The organism is Acidovorax sp., from assembly GCF_046314175.1.
GTDB lineage: Bacteria > Pseudomonadota > Gammaproteobacteria > Burkholderiales > Burkholderiaceae_C > Acidovorax.
Genome location: NZ_JBKBXG010000070.1, coordinates 1 through 19,460 on the forward strand (window position 1 = coordinate 1; position 19,460 = coordinate 19,460).

Annotated in this window: 19 protein-coding genes and 1 pseudogene; 10 read left to right on the forward strand and 10 right to left on the reverse strand. The window is 64.8% G+C overall.

Features of this window, described 5'->3' with window-relative positions:
• The 6 genes and pseudogenes from rpsL to ACK4OE_RS18395 form a co-directional block, all read right to left on the reverse strand.
• A pseudogene (gene rpsL, locus ACK4OE_RS18370) lies at positions 1–133 on the reverse strand (30S ribosomal protein S12); the annotation flags it as partial.
• Between the two features lie 265 nt (positions 134–398).
• Positions 399–1,568 (reverse strand): D-alanyl-D-alanine carboxypeptidase family protein, encoded by a 1,170-nt coding sequence (locus ACK4OE_RS18375; protein WP_409886790.1) that lies wholly within the window; start codon positions 1,566–1,568, stop codon positions 399–401.
• 75 nt (positions 1,569–1,643) lie between these two features.
• Complete coding sequence (locus ACK4OE_RS18380; RefSeq protein WP_409886792.1) at positions 1,644–2,297, reverse strand: alpha/beta hydrolase; 654 nt, start codon at positions 2,295–2,297, stop codon at positions 1,644–1,646.
• A gap of 96 nt (positions 2,298–2,393) precedes the next feature.
• Complete coding sequence (locus tag ACK4OE_RS18385) at positions 2,394–2,753, reverse strand: (2Fe-2S) ferredoxin domain-containing protein (protein ID WP_409886794.1); 360 nt, start codon at positions 2,751–2,753, stop codon at positions 2,394–2,396.
• A gap of 64 nt (positions 2,754–2,817) precedes the next feature.
• A complete protein-coding gene (locus ACK4OE_RS18390; protein WP_409886796.1) occupies positions 2,818–3,915 on the reverse strand; it encodes a VanZ family protein in 1,098 nt (365 codons plus the stop codon).
• 4 nt (positions 3,916–3,919) lie between these two features.
• Positions 3,920–4,348, reverse strand: a complete 429-nt coding sequence (locus ACK4OE_RS18395) for a CopD family protein (RefSeq protein WP_409886798.1) — start codon at positions 4,346–4,348, stop codon at positions 3,920–3,922.
• A gap of 253 nt (positions 4,349–4,601) precedes the next feature.
• Between ACK4OE_RS18395 and hemB the strand changes: the two genes are divergently transcribed.
• Both hemB and ACK4OE_RS18405 read left to right on the forward strand, forming a co-directional pair.
• A complete protein-coding gene (hemB, locus tag ACK4OE_RS18400) occupies positions 4,602–5,609 on the forward strand; it encodes a porphobilinogen synthase (RefSeq protein WP_409886800.1) in 1,008 nt (335 codons plus the stop codon).
• 60 nt (positions 5,610–5,669) lie between these two features.
• Positions 5,670–6,800: a magnesium transporter CorA family protein gene (locus ACK4OE_RS18405; protein WP_409886802.1), complete on the forward strand. Its 1,131-nt coding sequence runs from the start codon at positions 5,670–5,672 to the stop codon at positions 6,798–6,800.
• A gap of 222 nt (positions 6,801–7,022) precedes the next feature.
• Here ACK4OE_RS18405 and ACK4OE_RS18410 read toward each other — a convergent pair whose 3' ends face one another.
• Positions 7,023–8,573, reverse strand: a complete 1,551-nt coding sequence (locus ACK4OE_RS18410; protein ID WP_409886804.1) for a tetratricopeptide repeat protein — start codon at positions 8,571–8,573, stop codon at positions 7,023–7,025.
• 268 nt (positions 8,574–8,841) lie between these two features.
• Complete coding sequence (locus ACK4OE_RS18415; RefSeq protein WP_409886807.1) at positions 8,842–9,855, reverse strand: porin; 1,014 nt, start codon at positions 9,853–9,855, stop codon at positions 8,842–8,844.
• A 335-nt stretch (positions 9,856–10,190) separates the two neighbouring features.
• On the opposite strand from ACK4OE_RS18415, the gene ACK4OE_RS18420 reads away from it, so the two are divergent.
• Positions 10,191–10,871 (forward strand): heavy metal response regulator transcription factor, encoded by a 681-nt coding sequence (locus ACK4OE_RS18420; protein WP_409886809.1) that lies wholly within the window; start codon positions 10,191–10,193, stop codon positions 10,869–10,871.
• Positions 10,846–12,042 carry a heavy metal sensor histidine kinase gene (locus ACK4OE_RS18425; RefSeq protein WP_409886811.1) on the forward strand — a complete coding sequence of 399 codons (1,197 nt, stop codon included), beginning with the start codon at positions 10,846–10,848 and terminating at the stop codon, positions 12,040–12,042. Before ACK4OE_RS18420 ends, ACK4OE_RS18425 begins: the two co-directional genes overlap by 26 nt.
• A gap of 57 nt (positions 12,043–12,099) precedes the next feature.
• Here the strand turns inward: ACK4OE_RS18425 and ACK4OE_RS18430 are convergent, their stop codons facing one another.
• Together ACK4OE_RS18430 and ACK4OE_RS18435 are read right to left on the reverse strand one after the other, a co-directional pair.
• The gene (locus ACK4OE_RS18430) at positions 12,100–13,032 is read right to left on the reverse strand and encodes an amidohydrolase (RefSeq protein WP_409886813.1); all 933 of its coding nucleotides are present in this window, start codon (positions 13,030–13,032) and stop codon (positions 12,100–12,102) included.
• A 14-nt stretch (positions 13,033–13,046) separates the two neighbouring features.
• Positions 13,047–13,736 (reverse strand): dienelactone hydrolase family protein, encoded by a 690-nt coding sequence (locus tag ACK4OE_RS18435; protein WP_409886815.1) that lies wholly within the window; start codon positions 13,734–13,736, stop codon positions 13,047–13,049.
• Between the two features lie 114 nt (positions 13,737–13,850).
• Between ACK4OE_RS18435 and ACK4OE_RS18440 the strand changes: the two genes are divergently transcribed.
• From ACK4OE_RS18440 to ACK4OE_RS18465, 6 genes are all read left to right on the forward strand, one after another.
• Positions 13,851–14,600: an SDR family oxidoreductase gene (locus ACK4OE_RS18440; protein ID WP_409886817.1), complete on the forward strand. Its 750-nt coding sequence runs from the start codon at positions 13,851–13,853 to the stop codon at positions 14,598–14,600.
• Positions 14,600–15,235 (forward strand): MarC family protein, encoded by a 636-nt coding sequence (locus ACK4OE_RS18445; protein WP_409781611.1) that lies wholly within the window; start codon positions 14,600–14,602, stop codon positions 15,233–15,235. The genes ACK4OE_RS18440 and ACK4OE_RS18445 overlap by 1 nt, the downstream gene beginning before the upstream one ends.
• A gap of 10 nt (positions 15,236–15,245) precedes the next feature.
• A complete protein-coding gene (locus ACK4OE_RS18450) occupies positions 15,246–15,938 on the forward strand; it encodes a winged helix-turn-helix domain-containing protein (protein ID WP_409886818.1) in 693 nt (230 codons plus the stop codon).
• Between the two features lie 84 nt (positions 15,939–16,022).
• Entirely contained in the window at positions 16,023–17,504 is a 1,482-nt protein-coding gene (creC, locus tag ACK4OE_RS18455) for a two-component system sensor histidine kinase CreC (protein ID WP_409886820.1), read from the forward strand.
• A gap of 110 nt (positions 17,505–17,614) precedes the next feature.
• Positions 17,615–19,060 (forward strand): cell envelope integrity protein CreD, encoded by a 1,446-nt coding sequence (creD, locus tag ACK4OE_RS18460; RefSeq protein ID WP_409886822.1) that lies wholly within the window; start codon positions 17,615–17,617, stop codon positions 19,058–19,060.
• Positions 19,057–19,410, forward strand: a complete 354-nt coding sequence (locus tag ACK4OE_RS18465) for a hypothetical protein (protein ID WP_409886824.1) — start codon at positions 19,057–19,059, stop codon at positions 19,408–19,410. The genes creD and ACK4OE_RS18465 overlap by 4 nt, the downstream gene beginning before the upstream one ends.
• Positions 19,411–19,460 lie beyond the last annotated feature (50 nt).

The window sequence follows — 19,460 nt, forward strand, 5'->3', positions numbered from 1 at the left end:
GCTTCTTAGGCGTCGTGGTGTACACACGGGTGCACACGCCGCGGCGCTGGGGAGAGTTTTCCATCGCAGGGCTCTTGGACTTGATCTTTTCGACCTCGCGCCCCTGACGGACTAGTTGATTAATGGTTGGCATGAAATACGTCCCTAAACGTGAACTTGCTTCGTGAAAGCGAAAACGTGAATCCCTTCGGAAATTCCGAAAAGCCTTCTAATGTAGCAGGATGGCCCGCTGCAGGCAAGCCGCGTGCCGTGATCGGGCGCATGACCACGCCTAGGCAGGTGTGCTCGCACACCAAGATTCGCAATGAAAAAAGCGCCTGACGCTTTAGAGAAAAGCGTCAGGCGCTATGGTTTTTGATCGCCTGCACAGAATGCAGCGAACGGGCTATTTCACCCTGTTACTTGATCCACAAGCGGATCGCATCCCATGCGCGGCCCATGATGCCGGCTTGCTCCACACCCTCTAGCGCAATCAGCGGCACCTCGGCCACGGACTGCTCGCCCAGCATCACCTTGAGCGTGCCGATGGCCTGGCCCTTGGTGAACGGTGCGACCAGGGGATCAGGGCGCGCGATCTGGGTGGTGAGCTTGCCCGCGCTGCCCGCTGGCACGGCAACGACGATGGGCTCTTCGCGACCGATCTTGAGTGTATTGGCCGTGCCCTTCCATAAGGCGGGCGTAGCCACGGGGTTGCCCGCTTCAAACAGCTTGATCGCTTCGAACGCGGTGTAGCCCCAGTTCAGCAGCTTCTGGCTTTCGTTGGCGCGCGCGTTCTCGCTGGCCGTGCCGAGCACGATGGACAACAGACGGCGCTGGCCCACACCTGGGAAGTCACGCTTGGACGTGGCGACCAGGCAATAGCCCGCAGCGGCCGTGTGGCCGGTCTTGAGACCGTCTACCGTGGGATCACGGAACAGCAGCGAGTTGCGGTTGGTCCCGTTGGACGCCGGGGTGCCGGGGTAGCTGTACTGCTTGGTGGAGTAGTAATGCATGTACTCCGGAAAGTCCTTCATGAGCCGCGTAGCCAGCACGCTCAGATCACGCGCGGTGGTCAGGTGGCCGGGTTCGGTCAGGCCTTCGGGGTTCTTGTAGCTGGTGCCGTTCATGCCCAGGGCCTTGGCCTGGTCGTTCATCAGCTTGACGAAGTTCTCGTACGTGCCGCCCACGCCCTCGGCCAAAGCCACCGTGGCGTCGTTGCCCGACTGCACGATCATGCCCTTGATGAGATCTTCGACCGGCACCTGCATCTTGGGGTCGATGAACATGCGCGAGCCGGGCATCTTCCAGGCGCGCACGCTGACGGGCAGTTTTTGGTCGAGCGCTATTTTTTTGGACCGCAGCGCATCAAACACCAGGTAGCCGGTCATGAGCTTGGTCAGCGAAGCCTGCTCGACGGGCGAATCAATGTCCTTGGCGGCCAGGACCTGGTTGGCGGTAATGTCCACCAGCAGGTAAGTGCGCGCGGCGATTTCGGGGGGTTGCGGCGCCTGGGCAAGCGCCCCGAAGGCGGCTGGTGCCACCGCAGCAAAGACGGCCAAAGATCGCAACGCGGACAGGATTCGTTTCATGGGGCAATAAGGGGCTGGAAAGGCTCGAAAAAGGGTGAGGGAAAGGCGCAGATCAGCGCGACGAGGCAGAGGCTCTCAAACGCCCGATTGCAGGTGGCGAACCACCAAGTTTTTCAAAAGCGGCAATTGTCCGTGAAAGAAATGCCCCCCAGCTGGGACGACTGTGACAGGCAGTATCTGGGGCCGCGCCCAGTCCATCACGGATGACAGCGGCACGGTGTCGTCCTGCTCACCGTGCACCACCAGCGTGCGCAGATGGGCGTCCGTCGGGACGGGGGCGACCGTGAAGCGGCTGGCGGCCGTGCCGACCAGCACCGCCTGGTCCACGCGCCCCTGGGGCCAGAGCGCAGCCAGTGCGCGGCTGGTGACAAACGCGCCAAACGAGAAACCCGCCAATGCGATGCGCTGGCCTTCGCTGGCGGGCGCCACCTGCTCGACCACGGCCAGCAGGTCCTGCAACTCTCCCTGGCCTTCGTCGTACACGCCCTGGGTGGCGCCCACGCCCCGAAAGTTAAAACGCACCGCCGTCCAGCCGCATTGCACAAAAGCACGCGCCAGGGTCTGCACCACCTTGTTGTCCATGGTGCCGCCAAACAGCGGGTGGGGGTGAGCAATGATGGCCACGCCACGGGGTGCCACGGCGCCCTCGGCCAGCGTGGCGGCATCGCGCACGGCCTCGATGGCGCCTGCGGGCCCGGACAGGGTCAGGCGTTCGGTCTGTGCATTCACGGGTTTACTACCAAATTAATAGCTACTAGCGCTTTATGGACAAGCGCTAGAGGCAAAAATCATTCGAAAATGATGACGGAACAGATGGAGGCGCAATCAGCGGCCAAGTTCCGCCGGGGTGACCAGGCGCTCCACCACCTGGCCGTTTTTGAGGTGCGATTCGACGATCTCGTCGATGTCGGCCGCGTCCACATACGTGTACCAGGTGCCCTCGGGGTAGACCACGGCGATGGGGCCGCCCGCGCAGCGATCCAGGCAGCCGGCCTTGTTCACGCGCACTTTGCCTGCGCCCGCCAGACCTGCCGCCTTGACCTGCTGCTTGCAGCGGTCAAAACCGGCCTGGGCGTTGTGATGGGCGCAGCTGTCTTCGCCATTGGCGCGCTCGTTCAGACAGAAAAAGATGTGGCGCTGGTAGTAGCCGGGCGCTGCGGCCGGTGCGGATGTGGTGTCGCTCATACCGGGCATTTTACGAACCCCGCGCCGTGAAACCGGCAAGCCCAACGCCAGTGCCAAAAGTAACTCAGGGAGATCCTTCTCTCCTCGACACGCGCTGCAGCACATACAGCAGCGTGGCGTAGGGCCACAGCCAGCCCAGCCACTGACCCAGACCATAGAAACGGATGAAGCGGCCCTGCTCCCAAATCTGCAGCGTTTGTGCAAAGTACGCGCTGGTGGGCACCTGGTTGAGCAGCGCCAGGTGCCATGCCAGCGCCACCAGCAGCAAGGCGGCACAGGCACGGCGCGGCAGGCCCAGCAGCAGCAGCGCCAGCGCCAGTGCGCCCCACACCCCCACGCGCACGGGCTGGCCCATCCATCCCCAGGCATGCACCGGACCCCAGCTCAACGCGGCAGACAGCGCGGTCAGCGCCACGCCGATGGCCACCACGCCCAACGCAAACAGCGCGCGCCGCGCCATCTGGCGGATCACGCAGTAGCCCAGCAAGCAAGGGATGAGCAGGCCCAGCACCACGCACAGCAGCTCGGCGCCGGGCGAAAGCGGGTCCAGCGCGTCCGCGCGCAGCGGCAGCCAGACCAGAAACGGGGTGTCTGACAACACCTCGACCAGTGCGGCCTCCAGCCGCTCCAGCACCTGGCCCAACCCGAACGGCACAGCCGCCGGGAACAGCAGCGCCATCGGCCACAGCGCCAGCAGCACCATGGCGCCGCTCGCATCGGCCACAAACCAGCGGCCCCGAAAATCGCTCCAGCGGTCGATGGCGCCCACGCGCTCCAGCAGCGCTGCGCTCAGCGCGCCCGCCAGGGTGCCTGCGGTGTTGAGCACCAGGTCCAGGTTAGAGGGAACACGCCGCGGCAGATATATCTGCAAAAACTCCAGCAGCACCGACAGCAGCCCGCCTGCCAGCGTGGCCAGCAGCACCGGGCTGCGCGTCCAACCGGACCGCAGCATGCCCAGGACCAGCAAAAACCCGAGCGGCGCATAACCCACGATATTGGTGGTGACGTCAAAACCTGTCCAGTACGGCGGCGGCAGTGGCGCCAGCAAAAACACCAGCGGGTCGATGCCCTGCGCGCGCCAGCCGTCAAAAGGGAACAGGCTCGCAAAGACGATCAGCGCTACGTAGGTCAGCGCCAGCGGCCATGCGGAGGTTCTGTGCACCGTCTCAGAACGGTTTGACCACCACCAGCACCACCGCAACCAGCAGCAGCACCACGGGCACTTCGTTGAACCAGCGGAACCACACATGGCTCCTGCGGCTGGTGCCGTCGGCCAGCTTGCGCAGCACCACGCTGCAGGCGTGGTGGTAGCCGATCACCAGCAGCACCACGGCCAGCTTGGCGTGCATCCAGCCGTTGCCCGGCCCCCAGCCGATGCCATAGCCCATCCACAGCCACGCGCCCAGCGCCAGTGCAGGCACAGCCAGCAGGGTGGTAAAGCGCAAGAGCTTTCGGGCCATGAGCAGCAGGCGGTCACGCTCGGCCGCCGAGCCCGGCGCCACCATCGCCAGATTGACGAAGATGCGCGGCAAATAGAAGAGGCCCGCAAACCAGCTGGCCACGAAAACGATGTGAAAGGCTTTAACCCAGAGCATGGCCGCAGTTTACGGGCCCGCCCCGCCCGCCAGCCCCCCACCCAAAAAAAAGCCCGGCAAATTCGCCGGGCCGGGAAAGCCTGTTTTGCATCACTGCAATCCAAGGCCCCGCTCAGGGAGGAAAAGCGGGGGGCAGCAAGCCGCCCGGCGCCAATTTAGCACCCGGGCTGTGGCGTTACAAGCGGCATTTCGGTCTAGCCTGAAAGGCTGGTGCGCCCAAACCCGCGCAGGAGCACAGGGCGATAATCTTCAGATGCACCCCCAAAGCCCCGCCCCCTTCCCCCAGAACCGCCCGCGCCGCCTGCGCCGCGATGCTTTTACCCGCAACCTGGTGCGCGAAAACGCCTTGTCGCCGCACGACCTGATCTACCCGGTGTTTGTGCATGAAGGCAGCCAGCGCCGCGACGCCGTCACATCGATGCCCGGCGTGGACCGGCTGAGCCTGGACCTGCTGCTGCCCGTGGCCGAAGACTGCGTGAAGCTCGGCATCCCGGTGCTGGCACTGTTCCCGGCGATCGACCCATCACTCAAGACGCCGGACGGCAAAGAGGCCCTGAACCCTGATGGCCTGATCCCGCGCGTGGTGCGGGCGCTCAAGAAAGAATTCCCCGACCTGGGCGTGATGACCGATGTGGCGCTGGACCCGTACACCAGCCACGGCCAGGACGGCGTGCTGGACGAGACCGGCTACATCATCAATGACGAAACGGTGGAGATCCTCACCGGCCAAGCCATCACGCATGCCGAGGCAGGCGTGGACATCGTCGCACCCAGCGACATGATGGACGGCCGCATCGGCGCCATCCGCGAGGCGCTGGAGGTGCAGGGCCACATCCACACCCGCATCATGGCCTACAGCGCGAAGTACGCCAGCGCCTTCTATGGCCCCTTCCGCGATGCCGTGGGTACGCGTGGCGCCCTGGGCAAGGCCGACAAGAACGTCTACCAGATGGACCCCGGCAACAGCGACGAGGCCCTGCGCGAGGTGGCCATCGACATCGCCGAAGGCGCCGACATGGTGATGGTGAAACCCGGCATGCCCTACCTCGATATCGTGCGCCGCGTGAAGGACGAGTTCCACGTGCCGACCTTCGCCTACCAGGTGAGCGGCGAGTACGCCATGATCAAGGCCGCCGCCGCCAACGGCTGGCTGGACCACGATGCCGTGATGATGGAAAGCCTGCTGGCCTTCAAGCGCGCAGGCGCCGATGGGGTGCTGACCTACTTTGCGCGCGACGCAGCGCGTTTGCTCCTAAAATAATAGCTATCAGCGCTTGATAAATAAGCGCTAGAGGAACTTTTTATTCAAACTTTGGGCGGCATGCGCATTTTCCACATCCACAGCGGCGGCGTGCACGAGCTGACCGAGCTGCCCACGCAGGTGCCTGCCCAGGGTTTTGTCTGGATCGCCTGCGCGCGCCCATCGTTCCAGGCGCAGCTCACAGAGATACAGACGCACCTGCAGACCCTGGCGGGGATGCAGCTGGTGGACCTGCATGTGTCCGATTTGCTCAACGCGCAGCTGCCCTCCCACTACGACTACACCTCGCAGTACGACCTGCTGGTCTTCCGCCGCCTTGCCACCCTGAATGGCGACGCTGCCGAGCCACCCGTTGCGGCTGCGGGAAGCAGCCCCGTCAAACGCAGCGGCCCGCCCGTGCTGCGCCGCATCGACACCAGCCCCGTAGGTTTTGCGGTGTTTGACCAGGTGCTGCTGACCGTGCACCCCACCGACTGCGCGGTGCGCGACGCTTACGCTACGCGCCTGCTGGCTGCACTGCCCGCCAACCACAACGAGGGCCGCAGCAGCCCCATGCCCGGCGCCCGCGTGCCCACCAGCCCGGCCGACCTGATGCTGCGCGTCGTCAACTTAATGGTGGACGGCTATCTGGACCTGCGCCGCGAACTCACTCGCCAGCTGGACCACTGGCAAAACGAGCTTCTCAAGCCCCGCGCACGCTACGTGAACTGGAGCTCGCTGCTGGAAGCGCGCCTGTCGCTGCACAAGCTCGACGAGATTTGCGAAGACCAGCGCACCGCTGTGCAGGACTGGATCGACGCACTGGAAACCTGGTCCCTGCCCGACACCCCCGCCGACCTGCGCGAGCTGGACCTGCTCAAGGTGCGCAGCCGCGATGTGCTGGAGCACATCGAACGCGTAGTGCACCACGTGCGGCGGCTGGAGCAAAGCACCGAGACCGCCGTACAGATGCACTTTTCGGTGCAGAGCAACCGCACCAACGACATCATGCGCACCCTCACGGCACTCACCGCCGTGTTTTTGCCGCTGAACCTGATTGCGGGCATCTTTGGCATGAACTTCGAGTTTCTGCCGCTGATTCACAAGGCCGATGGATTCTGGTGGGCGCTAGGGTCCATGGCATTCATCGCGCTGGCGCTGGTGGCGCTCTTCTGGCGCAAGCGCTATCTGGCGCGCTCGAGCCGACTGTAATTTTCGAAGGCCATCCATAGGCGCGCTTTGCAGGGCATGGCACCGCCGTCCATCCAGCCCTCAGAGGTTGAGAGTTTTTTAGCCGAGCCCGAAAGGCGCGCGAAAACGCCTCGGATCTAGGCGCAAAGCACAGCCATAGCTCGGGCTATGGCGAGCATTTGTAACGACGGGCCGGGGCGTTTTGGCGTGCAAGGCGGGCATGGACAAAAGACTCTCAGCCTCTCAGGCCGCCAATGCCATCGCCAGTGGTTGCCGTGCACGAAAAGCCCACTTCGGCCCCAAGCGGAAAGCCTCCAGTCGGCTCGACGAAGCGGTGGAAAAGAACAGATCTTCCGACAGATTCAAGCGCTCGAACACCCGGCGCTGACGCACTGAGCGGCGGCGCAGGTCACCCTCAAACGCATTGCCATCGCCGCGCGATTGCTCAAAAAAGGCCGCCGCGCGCCCCAGGTTCTGCAGCGCCTGGGGCGTCAACGCCGGCACGGCACGCGGTGCAGACAGACGGGCCTGGGTAATGAACGGGTTGCGCCCCACCAGCAGGCCCCACGGCCGACGGCCCTCGACCGGGTCAACACTCAAGGCTTCCAGCTTGGTCAAGCCAAAGTCGCGCGCCAGCGTCAACCGCACGGCCAGCCAAGGGTCACCCTGGCGTACTTCCTCAATCGCCGCGCGCGCTGCAGACTCGTCTCCCGCCAACGGCAGCACCAGTGAGCCCAGCAGACGCTGCGCGTGTGCGTCGCCCTGGTTGGCCGCCGCATGCAGCCACGCAATGGCCTGCTCCGACTCCACCACCGAACTCGACGAGCGCAGTATCAAGGCCCCCAGTTTGCGCTGCGCCTCGGACCGCCCCGCGATCGCAGCTTTTTCCAGGAAGAAGCGGGCCATCTGTGGGTTGGACACCGATGAGCGGTGGTCAGCGTGCGTCTCGTACAGGGCCAGCCATGCGTCATCGCGGCCCGCATCAGCGGCGCGCAGCAACAGGGCAACTCCTTTGCGCAGGTTCAACGACGTGCTCAACCGTGCAGGTGTCAGCGTGCCACTGTCAATACCGCACCGCGCGCGACCGAGCAGGCTGGCAGCATCCCGATCGCCGCGGACGATGGCCAGCTCCAGGCAGGCCTCTATCTGGTCGGGCGCCAGCCCGCGCAAGGAATGGTTCTCGCGTTCGGCCCACAAGACAGCGGCCACCACCAGGTCCGACAGGGCGTGCGTCAAGCGCGGCGCAACCCTCAAAGCGACGCGCAAGCAGTCGACCAATGGGTCCAGCGCCCCCTCTTCACGCGCCTGGCGCGCAGCGATCACTGCGACCTGCACCACGTCCACTGCTGCGCTGGATTTGATCGACTCCACCATCGCCTCCAGGGCCTGCTCCGAACGCGCACCAGCGACGGCAGCCACTACCTGACTGGCCTCGACGTGGCCGCTGGCGGCTGCAGCCTCCAACCACGCCTGCCCCGCCGCAACGTGGCTGCGCGTCAACGCCATCCACACGCCCAATTTGAACTGCGCCAATGGGCTGCCTGCAGCCGCAGCCTTGTGCAGCGCCTCTTCTTGCTTCAGTGTCAGCAAGTCTTGCAGAGGCAAGCTCTCTGCAATGGCACACGCGGTTTCTGGAAGTTCACGGACGCTGGGGTGCGAGAGGTATTCGATCCCCGTGGCCACATGGCGAGGGAAGCCGTCGCCCCCCACCAAGTAACGTCGGCCCGCTTTGCTGCGAGCGGCTGGATCGCCCTGGCGGGCCAGGATCAGCAATTGAATGTCTTGTCTGCGCATGCTTGGATCTCTTCAATGTGTTGCGGGGGCGGCACACTGAAGCGGCCTTTGGCACGCAAGCCGGTAAACACCCCCTGCTTTGGACAGATTTGAAGGATAGAAATGCACGCCTGACAGCGAGATTGCGCGAACATGACATTTACGTAATGAAAGCGCAGGGCTTGCAGCCCCACCATGCAAAAGGCCCGCGTCCCCCGAAAGGGGGAGCGGGCCCAAGCGTTTACCTTGGAGAGGGTTGCCCACTGCGATGGGCAACGATCACATCGCCTTAGAACGAGTGGCGCAGGCCAATATCCAGGCCCTTGGAGTTGCCGCCCAGGCTGGTTCGTGCGCCGTTCAATGCCAGAGCCGAGCCGTTCTTGTTCTTCAGGTAAGCGAACGTGGAGTACACAGCCGTGCGCTTGGACAGGTTGTGCACGTAGCCCACTGCGAACTTATTGGCTTGGACATTGGTGTCCTGAACGCTGACTCGCGTCCACGAAGCGCGAACCTGGCCAACACTGCCCACAGGGGCTGTTGCGCCGACCAGATAGTGGCGAGCCTTCTCGTCACGGGCGTCGGACTCATCCTGGCCTGCTTGGAGCAGCAGCTTGGCCACGCCGAAATCGTAAGAGCCACCAATGTTGGCATTCGTCACATCGCCGTACACACCCAGGCTGGAGATAGCGCCGTAGCTCACACCCACGCTGAGCGGGCCGTTTTCGTAGCCGCCGCGCAGGCCGTAACCCGTGCCGTCATTGGCGCCGTTGGCGGCTTCGCCACGGTAGTACTGCACTTGACCAACGAATCCACCCAGATTCTTGGGGGTGAAATACGACACGGCATTGCTGGTGCGGGTCTGCATGGCATAGCCGTAGTTCGCGCCCAATGAGGTCGTCTTCAGGAGCGCGCCCACACCGTTGTCGCCGAAGGCGTCGTAGATGTTGTTGTAAGTCGCGGTGAAATCACGGCCCAGGCGAATTTCGCCCCAGCTGTCGTCCATCAGGCTCACTGTGGAGCGGCGGTTGAAGTTGAAGGTGTTGGATACGCCTGTACCGTCGTCCAGGTTGTAACCGGCTTCCAGCCAGAAGCCAGCCTTCAGGCCACCCCCCAGATCTTCAATACCGCGGAAGCCCAGGCGGCTGGAGGACAGACCGCCGCTGCCTTGGCTGGTACGGTTTGCTTCAGTGCCGCGGCCAACTTGGAACGCCACGTCAGCCACGCCGAACAGCGTGACGGACGATTGTGCATAAGAGGTTGCGCTGATGGCTGCAAGCACAGCCAGTGTGGCGAATTTTTTCATGGTCATCCTTGTTAAGTGGGTTCAATCGGAGTCATGTCCCACGCCTTATTGGCAGGACATGGTGCAAGCGTAGGCATTGCTCCCGCGCACCCACAGCCCGAAAGGCGCAATGGAGGGGGGCGCGCGTGCGCCACCCCCCCGGTTTGCAACCACGCCGTTTCGCACCCGCCACAACCGACCTGACGCTGCGACTGTTCGTGAATTTGCAACAGTACATTTCAATCAGGCAAGCTTCTCAAACCCACGCTCACCCCCAACAATCCAGCCAAGTCAATCCGCAGCTTCCCTTAATTCGTCTGCAGTCCCTCTTTTTGAAACCTTCGGGATTTCGCCCCATGCGCTTGCTTTCCATTGAAGACGAACAATCGACCGCCGCTTACCTGCAAAAAGGCCTGACCGAACATGGCCATGTCGTGGACACAGCGTTCGATGGGGTGGAAGGCCTGCACCTGGCCACCTCGGGGCACTACGACCTGATCCTGCTGGACGTGGGACTGCCTGGCGCCAGCGGCTGGGACGTGCTGCAAGGCATTCGCACCCAGCACCAGACACCGGTGTTCTTCCTCTCCGGCCGCGATGAGGTCGAAGACCGCGTCAAGGGGCTGCTGCTGGGGGCCGACGACTACATGGTCAAGCCGTTTGCCTTCTCCGAACTGCTGGCACGCATCCAGGTGGTCGCTCGCCGCAGCGCACCGATGCCAGCACCCGATGGGGTGCTGCGCGTGGGCGACCTGGAGGTCGACTCCGCGCGCAGGCGCGTAAATCGCGGCAGGTTGCGCATTGACCTCACCACTCAGGAGTTCGTACTGCTGGACTACCTGGCCCGCCACGCCGGCCAGGTCGTGTCGCGCACCCTGATTGCGCAGAACGTGTGGGACATGCACTTTGACAGCGACACCAATGTGGTCGACGTTGCAGTGCGCCGACTGCGTGCCAAGATCGACGAGCCCTTTGCAGAGAAGCTCATTCACACGGTCAGGGGCGTCGGCTATGTCCTCGAACACCACAACGGCTGAATCCAGGACAGCACTGCGGCGCTCTCTGACCCTGAAGATCGCGCTGGCGATTTCTGTGATCACGCTGCTGTTGATCACCGCGAGCTTCTGGATGGTGATCTACCTGCTGGGCCAGGATTTCGATGACATCGAGCCGCTCCTCGCCAGCGCTGGGACCATGGTCCACATCCCCGCCGAGGACCTGCTGGCGCGGCGCCATGCGTTTGCCCTGCGCTCATGGCGTGCCTTCGCCCTCACACTCGGCGTCGGCGCAGTGACCGCCGGTCTGTTTGCCTGGTGTACCACCCGGCTCATTCTGTCCTCGGCCAACCGCCTGGCCAACACGGCCAATCGCATTAGCGCCCATGCCTTGAACGAGCGGCTTGCCCCGCAGGACAACCCTGCCGAGCTGGAGCCTGTGGCCCATGCGTTCAACCACATGCTCGACCGGCTGCAAGACTCCTTCTCCCGCCTGTCGGGCTTTTCATCAGACATTGCGCATGATCTGCGCGCACCCATCCACCGCCTACTGATCGCCGCCCAGGTCACGCTGGACCGCCCTCGCAGTGCCGACGAATACCGCGCGGTGATCGAGTCGGCCGTGCCTGCGTACGAGCGCATGGGACGGTTGATCGAGAACATCCTGTTCCTGGCGCGTGCCGAGAGCCAGCAAAGCGCCGTTCACGCCACCCTCATCCCGCTGGGGCAACGGCTGGAGGGCACCGCGGCCTTCTTTGAACTGCTGGCTCAGGAGCGCGGCTTGCAACTGGCGGTGCAGGTCGAGAAAAACGCCCACGTCTGGGCCGATGACTCCTTGCTGACCCGCGCCACCGCCAACTTGCTGACCAATGCCATTCGCCACGCGCACCCAGACAGCACGGTGGTGCTCTCGGGAACGGTGTCATCGGGCGGCGGCTGCCACATCTCGATATCCAACGAGGGCGAACCGATTGCGCCCGAGCACCAGGTAAAGATCTTCGAGCGCAGCTACCGTGTCGAAGCCGAGCACACGGAAGAAACACCCGGCGCTGGACTGGGACTTGCCATCGTAAAAAGCGCCATGGAACTGCACGGAGGAACGGTCAGCGTCCGCAGCGGGCCGGGCCAGCCCACGGTGTTCACCCTGTCGTTCCCGCCGCAGCCGCCACGTGTGTCCGAGGTTGGCATCCCACGGGGGCGAATCAGCCGGTAGCGCAGTGGGGGGCAGGTGATTGCTGTGGGTTGAGGGCTTGAACGTTCGCAAGCCAGGTCAACGGGGTGCCATGACCCCAAACAGCCCGGCCCCGTTGTCCCATGCCACCTTGCGCGCCACGTCGGCGGGCAGTCCGCCCAGCCATTGGCGGTAGCCCGTCATGAGGCTTTCGTAATACTGCCAGCGCTGATTCACCCAGGTGTCCGACCCGATCACAAACCGCGTGGGGTACTTGAGCAGCAGCGCGCGCCAGGCGGGGCACAGCTGGTTGTCGTCGCACACCAGCCCGGGGCGGTACGACAGCTCGCCCACCAGGCCGGGGTAGCGCGCCATCAGCGCATCCACGCGCTCCACCGGCGCGCCGCCGATGCCGGTGTGCGCCCAGATCAGCCGCACCTTCCGCCCCTTGGAGGGCGTGTTGGCCATCAGCAGGTCGATGGCGGCATCGTCCACATGGGCCAGCACCACCAGCTCGCGCTGCTCGGCCAGGGCCATGAGTTTTTTGGCCACGGGGCCGTCGGCGTTGGCGCTGTCGTACAGGTGGAACTCGCCAATGCCGCGGTACGGACCTGAGCCCGTGCCCTTGGCCAGCTCGGCCAGCACCATGTCGTAGATGGTCTCGTCGGCAAACCAGCCGGTGTAGTCCGCCCGGTTGCGGTACAGCCGAACAAAGGGCACCACGGCGACGCCCGCCGCGCGCACTTCGGGCAAGGCCGCCAGCGCCAACGAGCCGGTGTTGGGACGCGAATTGGCCACGATGGCGCGCACCCCCGACGCTTTCATGCGCGCCAGCACATCAGACGGCGGATGCGGGCCGGTTTTGCCGTCCCAGGCCTCTTCGTTGTAGTGCAGGTGGGCGTCGAACAGCGGGCCGGTGTAGTCCGCTGAATGGGCCTGCGCCGCACCCACTATCAAAACAATAGCTGCCAGCGATTGATAGATAAGCGCTAGAGGCCAAAAAAGCTTGAAAACCGGCGCAGCGTGTGCCATGGTGGCCCGATCCTTCAGCTCAGGTGTTTGTCAAAGAACGCCAGCGTGCGGTCCCGCGCCGTCATGGCCGAGGGCTCGTCGTAGCTGCCGCGCTGGTCGCAGTTGAAGCCGTGGTCTGCGGCATAAACATGCACTTCCACCCCGGGTTGGGCGCGGTCAAAGGCTTGTACGCCATCCAGTGGAATGTAGTGATCACGCTCGCCAAAGTGCGCCAGCACGGGCACCAGGGGCTGGCGGGCGGCTTCGTCTACTGTGGTCATGCCGCCGCCGTAGTAAGGCACCGCAGCCGACAGACCCTTCAGTTGGCAGGCTGCGCGCCAGGTGAGCAGGCCGCCCCAGCAGAATCCCACGATGCCCGCCTTGCGGCCACTTTGCTCTGCGGCGTAGTCAATGGCGGCCTGGATGTCGGGCATCACGCCGGGTGCGGGCAATGCCTCTACCGCAGCTTTGAGGCCCATGCCCGCCTGCATATCTTCGGCGGTGTACCCCAGGTCCACCCCCTGCTGCACGCGGTGGAAGGTGGCGGGCGCCACCGCCAGGTAGCCCCGGGCGGCAAAGCGGTCGGCCACCGCGCGGATGTGCGAGTTGACGCCAAAAATCTCCTGCAGCACCACCACGGCGCCACGGGGTGCTGCGTCAGGTCGAGCCACCCACGCAGGAAAAACAAAACCGTCACCGGAAGTCAGATCGACAAACTGTCCCATGCTGCAATCTCCTTGATAAAAATGCGCTGGAGTGGGGGTGTGCGTGCTGCAAACCGCTGCCCGCAGCGCACAGAACCTGTTCCAATGCGCCATTCTTGCAGGAGACCGCATTTCATGGACAACAAGATTGCGTTAATCACCGGCGCCAGCCGAGGCATTGGCGCGGCCACCGCCCTGCTCGCCGCGCAGCAGGGCTGGGCGGTGGCGGTGAACTACCAGGCCAACCAGGCCGCCGCCGATGCCGTGGTGCAGCAGATCCGCGCCGCGGGCGGCACTGCGCTGGCTGTGCAGGCCGACGTGGCTGACGAAGCCCAGGTGCTGGCCATGTTCGCCACCGTGGATGCGCAACTGGGCCGCATCACCGCACTCGTCAACAACGCCGGGGTGGTGGATGTGCCCGCCCGTGTGGACGCAATGAGCGTGGAGCGCCTGCGCCGCATGTTCGACGTCAATGTGATCAGCAGCATCGTCTGCGCCCGTGAAGCTGTGCGCCGCATGAGCACGAGGCACGGCGGCGCAGGCGGCACCATCGTCAACGTCTCCAGCGCTGCATCGCGGCTGGGGTCTGCACACCAGTATGTGGACTACGCGGCCGCCAAGGGCGCCATCGACACCTTCACCATCGGCCTGGCGCGCGAGGTGGCGGCCGAAGGCATCCGCGTGAACGCCGTGCGCCCCGGCCTTATTGAAACCGACATCCACGCCAGCGGCGGCCTGCCCGACCGCGTGCGCGACCTGGCCCACCAGGTGCCCATGCAACGCGGCGGCACGGCCGAAGAGGTGGCTCAGGCCATCGTGTGGCTGATGTCGGATGCGTCGCCCTACACCACCATGTCCCTTTTAGAAGTCTCTGGAGGCCGTTGATGGACCTGAAACCGCTCATTACCTTGCTGGCCATCGTGAACCCGCTGGCCATCGTTCCGTTTTTCATCCACTACACGCAGGGGTTCTCGTACCCGCAGCGGCGGCGCACCATCCAGGTGGCCAGCTTCAGCGTGTTCTGCGTGATCGCGGCCTGTGCGCTGCTGGGCCTGCAGATCCTGGATTTCTTCAACATCTCGCTGCAGAGCTTTCAGGTGGGCGGCGGCATGCTGCTGCTCATCAGCGCGATGAACATGCTCAACGCCCAGCCCGCCGAGGCCAAGGCCACCACCAATGAATACGAAGAAGGCGCAGAGAAGGCGGCAGCGGGCAGCAGCATTGCCGTGGTGCCGCTCACCATCCCGCTGCTGACCGGCCCGGCCAGCATGTCCACCGTGGTGATTTATGCCGACCGCGCGCAGGGCGTGTGGCAGACGCTGACACTGGTAGGTTACGGCGTGGTCATCGCCCTGGCCACCGCCGTGTGTTTTGCTCTCGCCGACCCGATTGCGCGCGTGCTGGGCAAGACCGGCATCAACGTGATGACGCGGCTGATGGGACTGATCCTGGCCGCGCTGGCCGTGGAAGTGATGGCCGATGGGCTGGGCAAACTTTTCCCCATCCTCGTAGCACGTTGAACCGATAGCCATGTCCGCACGGCTTCTGCTGCTCGAAGACGACCCCGCCATCGCCCGCACCGTGGCCTACGCACTGGAGCGCGACGGCCTGCAGGTGACCCACAGCCTGCTGGTGCTCGACGCGCGCCAGCAGATGGCATCGCACCGGTTTGACCTGCTGGTGCTGGACGTGGGCCTGCCCGATGGCAGCGGCCTTGATCTGCTGCGCGATGTACGCAACGCTGCGCGCACCGCAAGCCTGCCGGTGCTGATGCTCAGCGCCCACGGCGAAGAGATCGACCGCGTGCTGGGCCTGGAGTTGGGCGCCGACGATTACCTGACCAAACCCTTCAGCCCGCGCGAATTGGCCGCCCGTGTGAAGGCTCTGCTACGCCGGGCGGGCAACGGCCACGCTGCAGTGCCCGCCGCTTCGGCGGCCACGCTCTTCCAAGACGACGAGACCGGCCAACGCATCAGCCTGCGCGGCCATGCCCTGCTGCTCACGCGGCGCGAGTACCGCCTGCTGTCATGCCTGCTGCGCGGCGCAGGCCGCATCCATTCACGCGATGCCCTGCTGGCCGCCGCCTGGGGCGACGACAGCGAGAGCACCGACCGCACGGTGGACACCCACATCAAGACCCTGCGCGCCAAGCTGCGTGAGGTGGACCCGGCGCGGGAGTACATCAGCACACATCGCGGCATGGGCTACTGCCTTGATGTTTGAAACAAATTTCAAGCCAAATTGGCCTCTAGCGCTTATCCATAAAGCGCTGGCAGCTATTGTTTTTGCATAGACCGTTGCCACCCCATGCGCCTCGGCATCCGCCTGCTGTTCGCCTTCTTCCTCATCAACGGCATCGCCGCGTTCTTTGTGCTGCGCGTGTTCATGGCCGAGATCAAGCCCAGCGTGCGCGAGGTGATGGAAGACATGATGGTGGACACCGCCAACATCCTGGCCGAGCTGGCCAGCGACGACTTGGCGGCGGGGCGGCTGGCTGCGGGCGTGGACAACAACAGCACTGAAAGCCCGTTTGCCCAACATGTGCGCAGCTATGCCACGCGACCGATTGATGCGGCGATCTGGGGCTTTTCCAAACAGTCGCTGGACTACCGCATCTATGTGACCGACACCACGGGCCGCGTGCTGTTTGATTCAGAAAACCGCTCGGTGGGCGCCGACTATTCGCAATGGCGCGACGTAGCCCGCACGCTGCGCGGCGAGTACGGCGCGCGCTCCACGCGCGATGTGGAAAGCGACGATACCAGCGGCGTGATGCATGTGGCCGCGCCCATCTACGTGCAAGAGGCCGCCGCGCGCCAAATTGCCGGCGTGCTGACCGTGGCCAAACCCACGCGCACCGTGCAGCGTTTTATCGACCGCGCCGAACAAAAGGTGTTCATGGGCGGGCTGCTGCTGCTGGCGCTGTCGGCCCTGGTGGGGGTGGCCGTGACGCTGTGGATGGTGTGGAACGTGCGCCGCCTGCGCGACTATGCAATGAGCGTGCAGGGCCCCGCCGACGGCGAACGCCACGATCCGGACGCTCCCCCCACAGCCGCTCTTGCCGTGCCCCAGGTGCCCGGCGAACTGGGCGACCTGGCCCGCGCCATGGACCGCATGCGTGCCCGGCTGGAGGGGCGCGACTACATCGAAGGCTATGTGCGCGCCCTCACGCACGAGCTGAAAAGCCCGGTGGCCGCCATCCGCGGTGCGGGCGAGTTGCTGCAGGACGACCTGCCCGCCGCCGACCGCACCCAGTTTGCGACCCAGGTGGTGGAACAAAGCGAGCGCCTGCAGCGCATCATCGACCGGCTGCTGGAGCTGTCCAAACTGGAGCAGCGCCACCACGCCGAGGGCCGCGCCCCCGTGGCCTTGCAGGCCTGCGCCGACGTTGCCATCGGCCAGACACGCGGGCGCGCGGCCCAGCGCGGCATCACGCTGGTACTTGCGGGCATAGGCGCCAGCGGCCCGTGGGAGGCCGAGCTGGTAACGCTGGCACTGACCAACCTGCTCGACAACGCCATCGACTTTGCCCCCGCAGGCAGCACGGTGCGGGTGGAGCTGGACGGTGCCAACGTGGCCGTGCTCGACAGCGGCCCCGGCGTACCCGACTACGCGCTACCCCGCCTGGGCGAACGCTTCTTCACCACGGCGCGCCCGGGCGGCGAGCGCAGCGGATCGGGCCTGGGGCTGGCCATCGTCAAGCGCGTGATGGCGCTGCACGGCGGGCAGATGGTGGTGCGCAATACCGCACCGGGCCTGCGGGTGGGCCTGGAGTTTCCGGACGCCTGACCACGGCGCCAGGGCACGCCAACCCACTTCACACCCGCCTCACAAACTTCATAGCGCCCTCACGCCCGGGCGAAACACTGCCTTCACAACATTCATTTGTGGAGGATCTCTTGTTCAAACACCCCCTGTTCACCAAACTGGTCGCACTGGCCGCCATCACTGTGCTGCTGCTCATTGGGCTCGGCATGATCGAAGACGTGGTGCGAGACCGGCAGCGCTATCGCAGCCTTACGTCGCAAAGCGTGGCCGATAGCCTGGCCGGGCCGCAGACGCTGATGGGGCCGATGATCCACAGCGCGTGCGTGGAAAGCTGGGAGGTGGAGACCGGCAAGGGCGACGAGCGCCGCATGGTGGAGCAGCGGCGCGAGTTTTTGCTGACCGCCATGCCCGAGCAGCTCAAACTGACCTCGGGCGCCGCGATGGAAGAACGTTCGCGCGGTCTGCACAAGGTGAACACCTTCAATCTGAAGGCGCACATCACCGCGCAGTGGGGTTCACTGGCCAGCCTGCAGCCCCAAAGCACCATGAAAAATTCGCGCATGCATTGCGGTGCGCCCATCGTCATGATGGCCGTGGGCGACGCACGGGGCATTCGCACTGCGCAGCTCAACCTGGGCGATCAAGCCCTGCCGCTCAAGCCTGGCACGTTTCACCCCACCTACAGCCGCGGACTGCACGCCGCATTGCCCGAGTCGGTGCGCGGCAAGGCCGATGGCCTGACCGCCACGCTGGACCTGGAGCTGGTGGGCACCGAGCGCATCTCCATCGTGCCGCTGGGCGGCAGCACCGAGGTGCAGATGACGAGCAGCTGGCCCCACCCGTCGTTCAGTGGGCGTTTTTTGCCATCCGAGCGGACCGTCAAGGACGACGGATTCTCTGCCCAGTGGCGCCTGTCGTCGCTCGCCACCACGGCGCAGGCCGACGTTGTCAACGGCAGCCGCATCTGCGTGGGCGGCTACGACGACAGCTCCTCCGAATACAACGCTGGCGGCACCACTCCACGCGACTGCGCAGACAGCTTCAGTGTGGCTTTTGTGGATCCGGTGAACCCCTACACCCTGAGCGACCGCGCCACCAAATACGGCGTGCTCTTCATCGCGCTCACTTTTGTAGCCGTGGGCCTGTTTGAGCTGATGAAAAAGCTGCGCGTCCACCCGGTGCAATACCTGCTGGTGGGCAGCGCGCTGTGCAGCTTCTTTCTGTTGCTCGTCAGCCTGTCGGAGCATTTGCCGTTTGGGGCCTCGTACGCAATAGCGGCCACCGCCTGCGTGCTGCTGCTGGCCTACTACGCCAGCCACATGCTGGGCAGTCTGGCGCGGGGCATTCCGCTGGGCGCGGGTGTGGCGCTGTTGTATGGGCTGCTCTACGTGCTGCTGCAGCTGGAGCAGACGGCACTGGCGGTGGGGGCCATTGCGCTGTTCCTGGTGCTGGCTGCCGTGATGGTGCTGACGCGCAAGGTGAACTGGTATGGGCTGACGCAAGGGGTCAGCTTTCCGGCGCCGCGTTCACCCAAGGCAGCCAACCCGTCCACCACCCCCGGCACAGAGGCACCATGACACACCAACCCCTGACTGCCGCGCTGGCAGCACAACCACCAGCGGCTTTGCCAGCGCACTGGGCGCAGCACCTGATGAGCCCCACAGCCACGGGGCCGACGCAACCGCCACTGTCCACCACCGAGGCTGCGCGTGTGCAGCGCCACCGCGACCAGTTGATGGCCGCGCTGCAGGCGCAAGACCGCACTGCGCTGCTCTGCGCAAAACAGGAGGTACTGGAAGATGCGTTCTGCCCACACAGCGCCAACGCCGGGGCTGATGCGCCGGGCTCCCCGGCGTTGCGCAGCGCGCTGCGGGACCTGTCGTGGCGCATGGCCGGGTTGCTGCTGCCACGCCGTGCGTGCCATTGACGGCACCAAAAATATGACCAAAACAGGCTCTAGCGCTTATCCATAAAGCG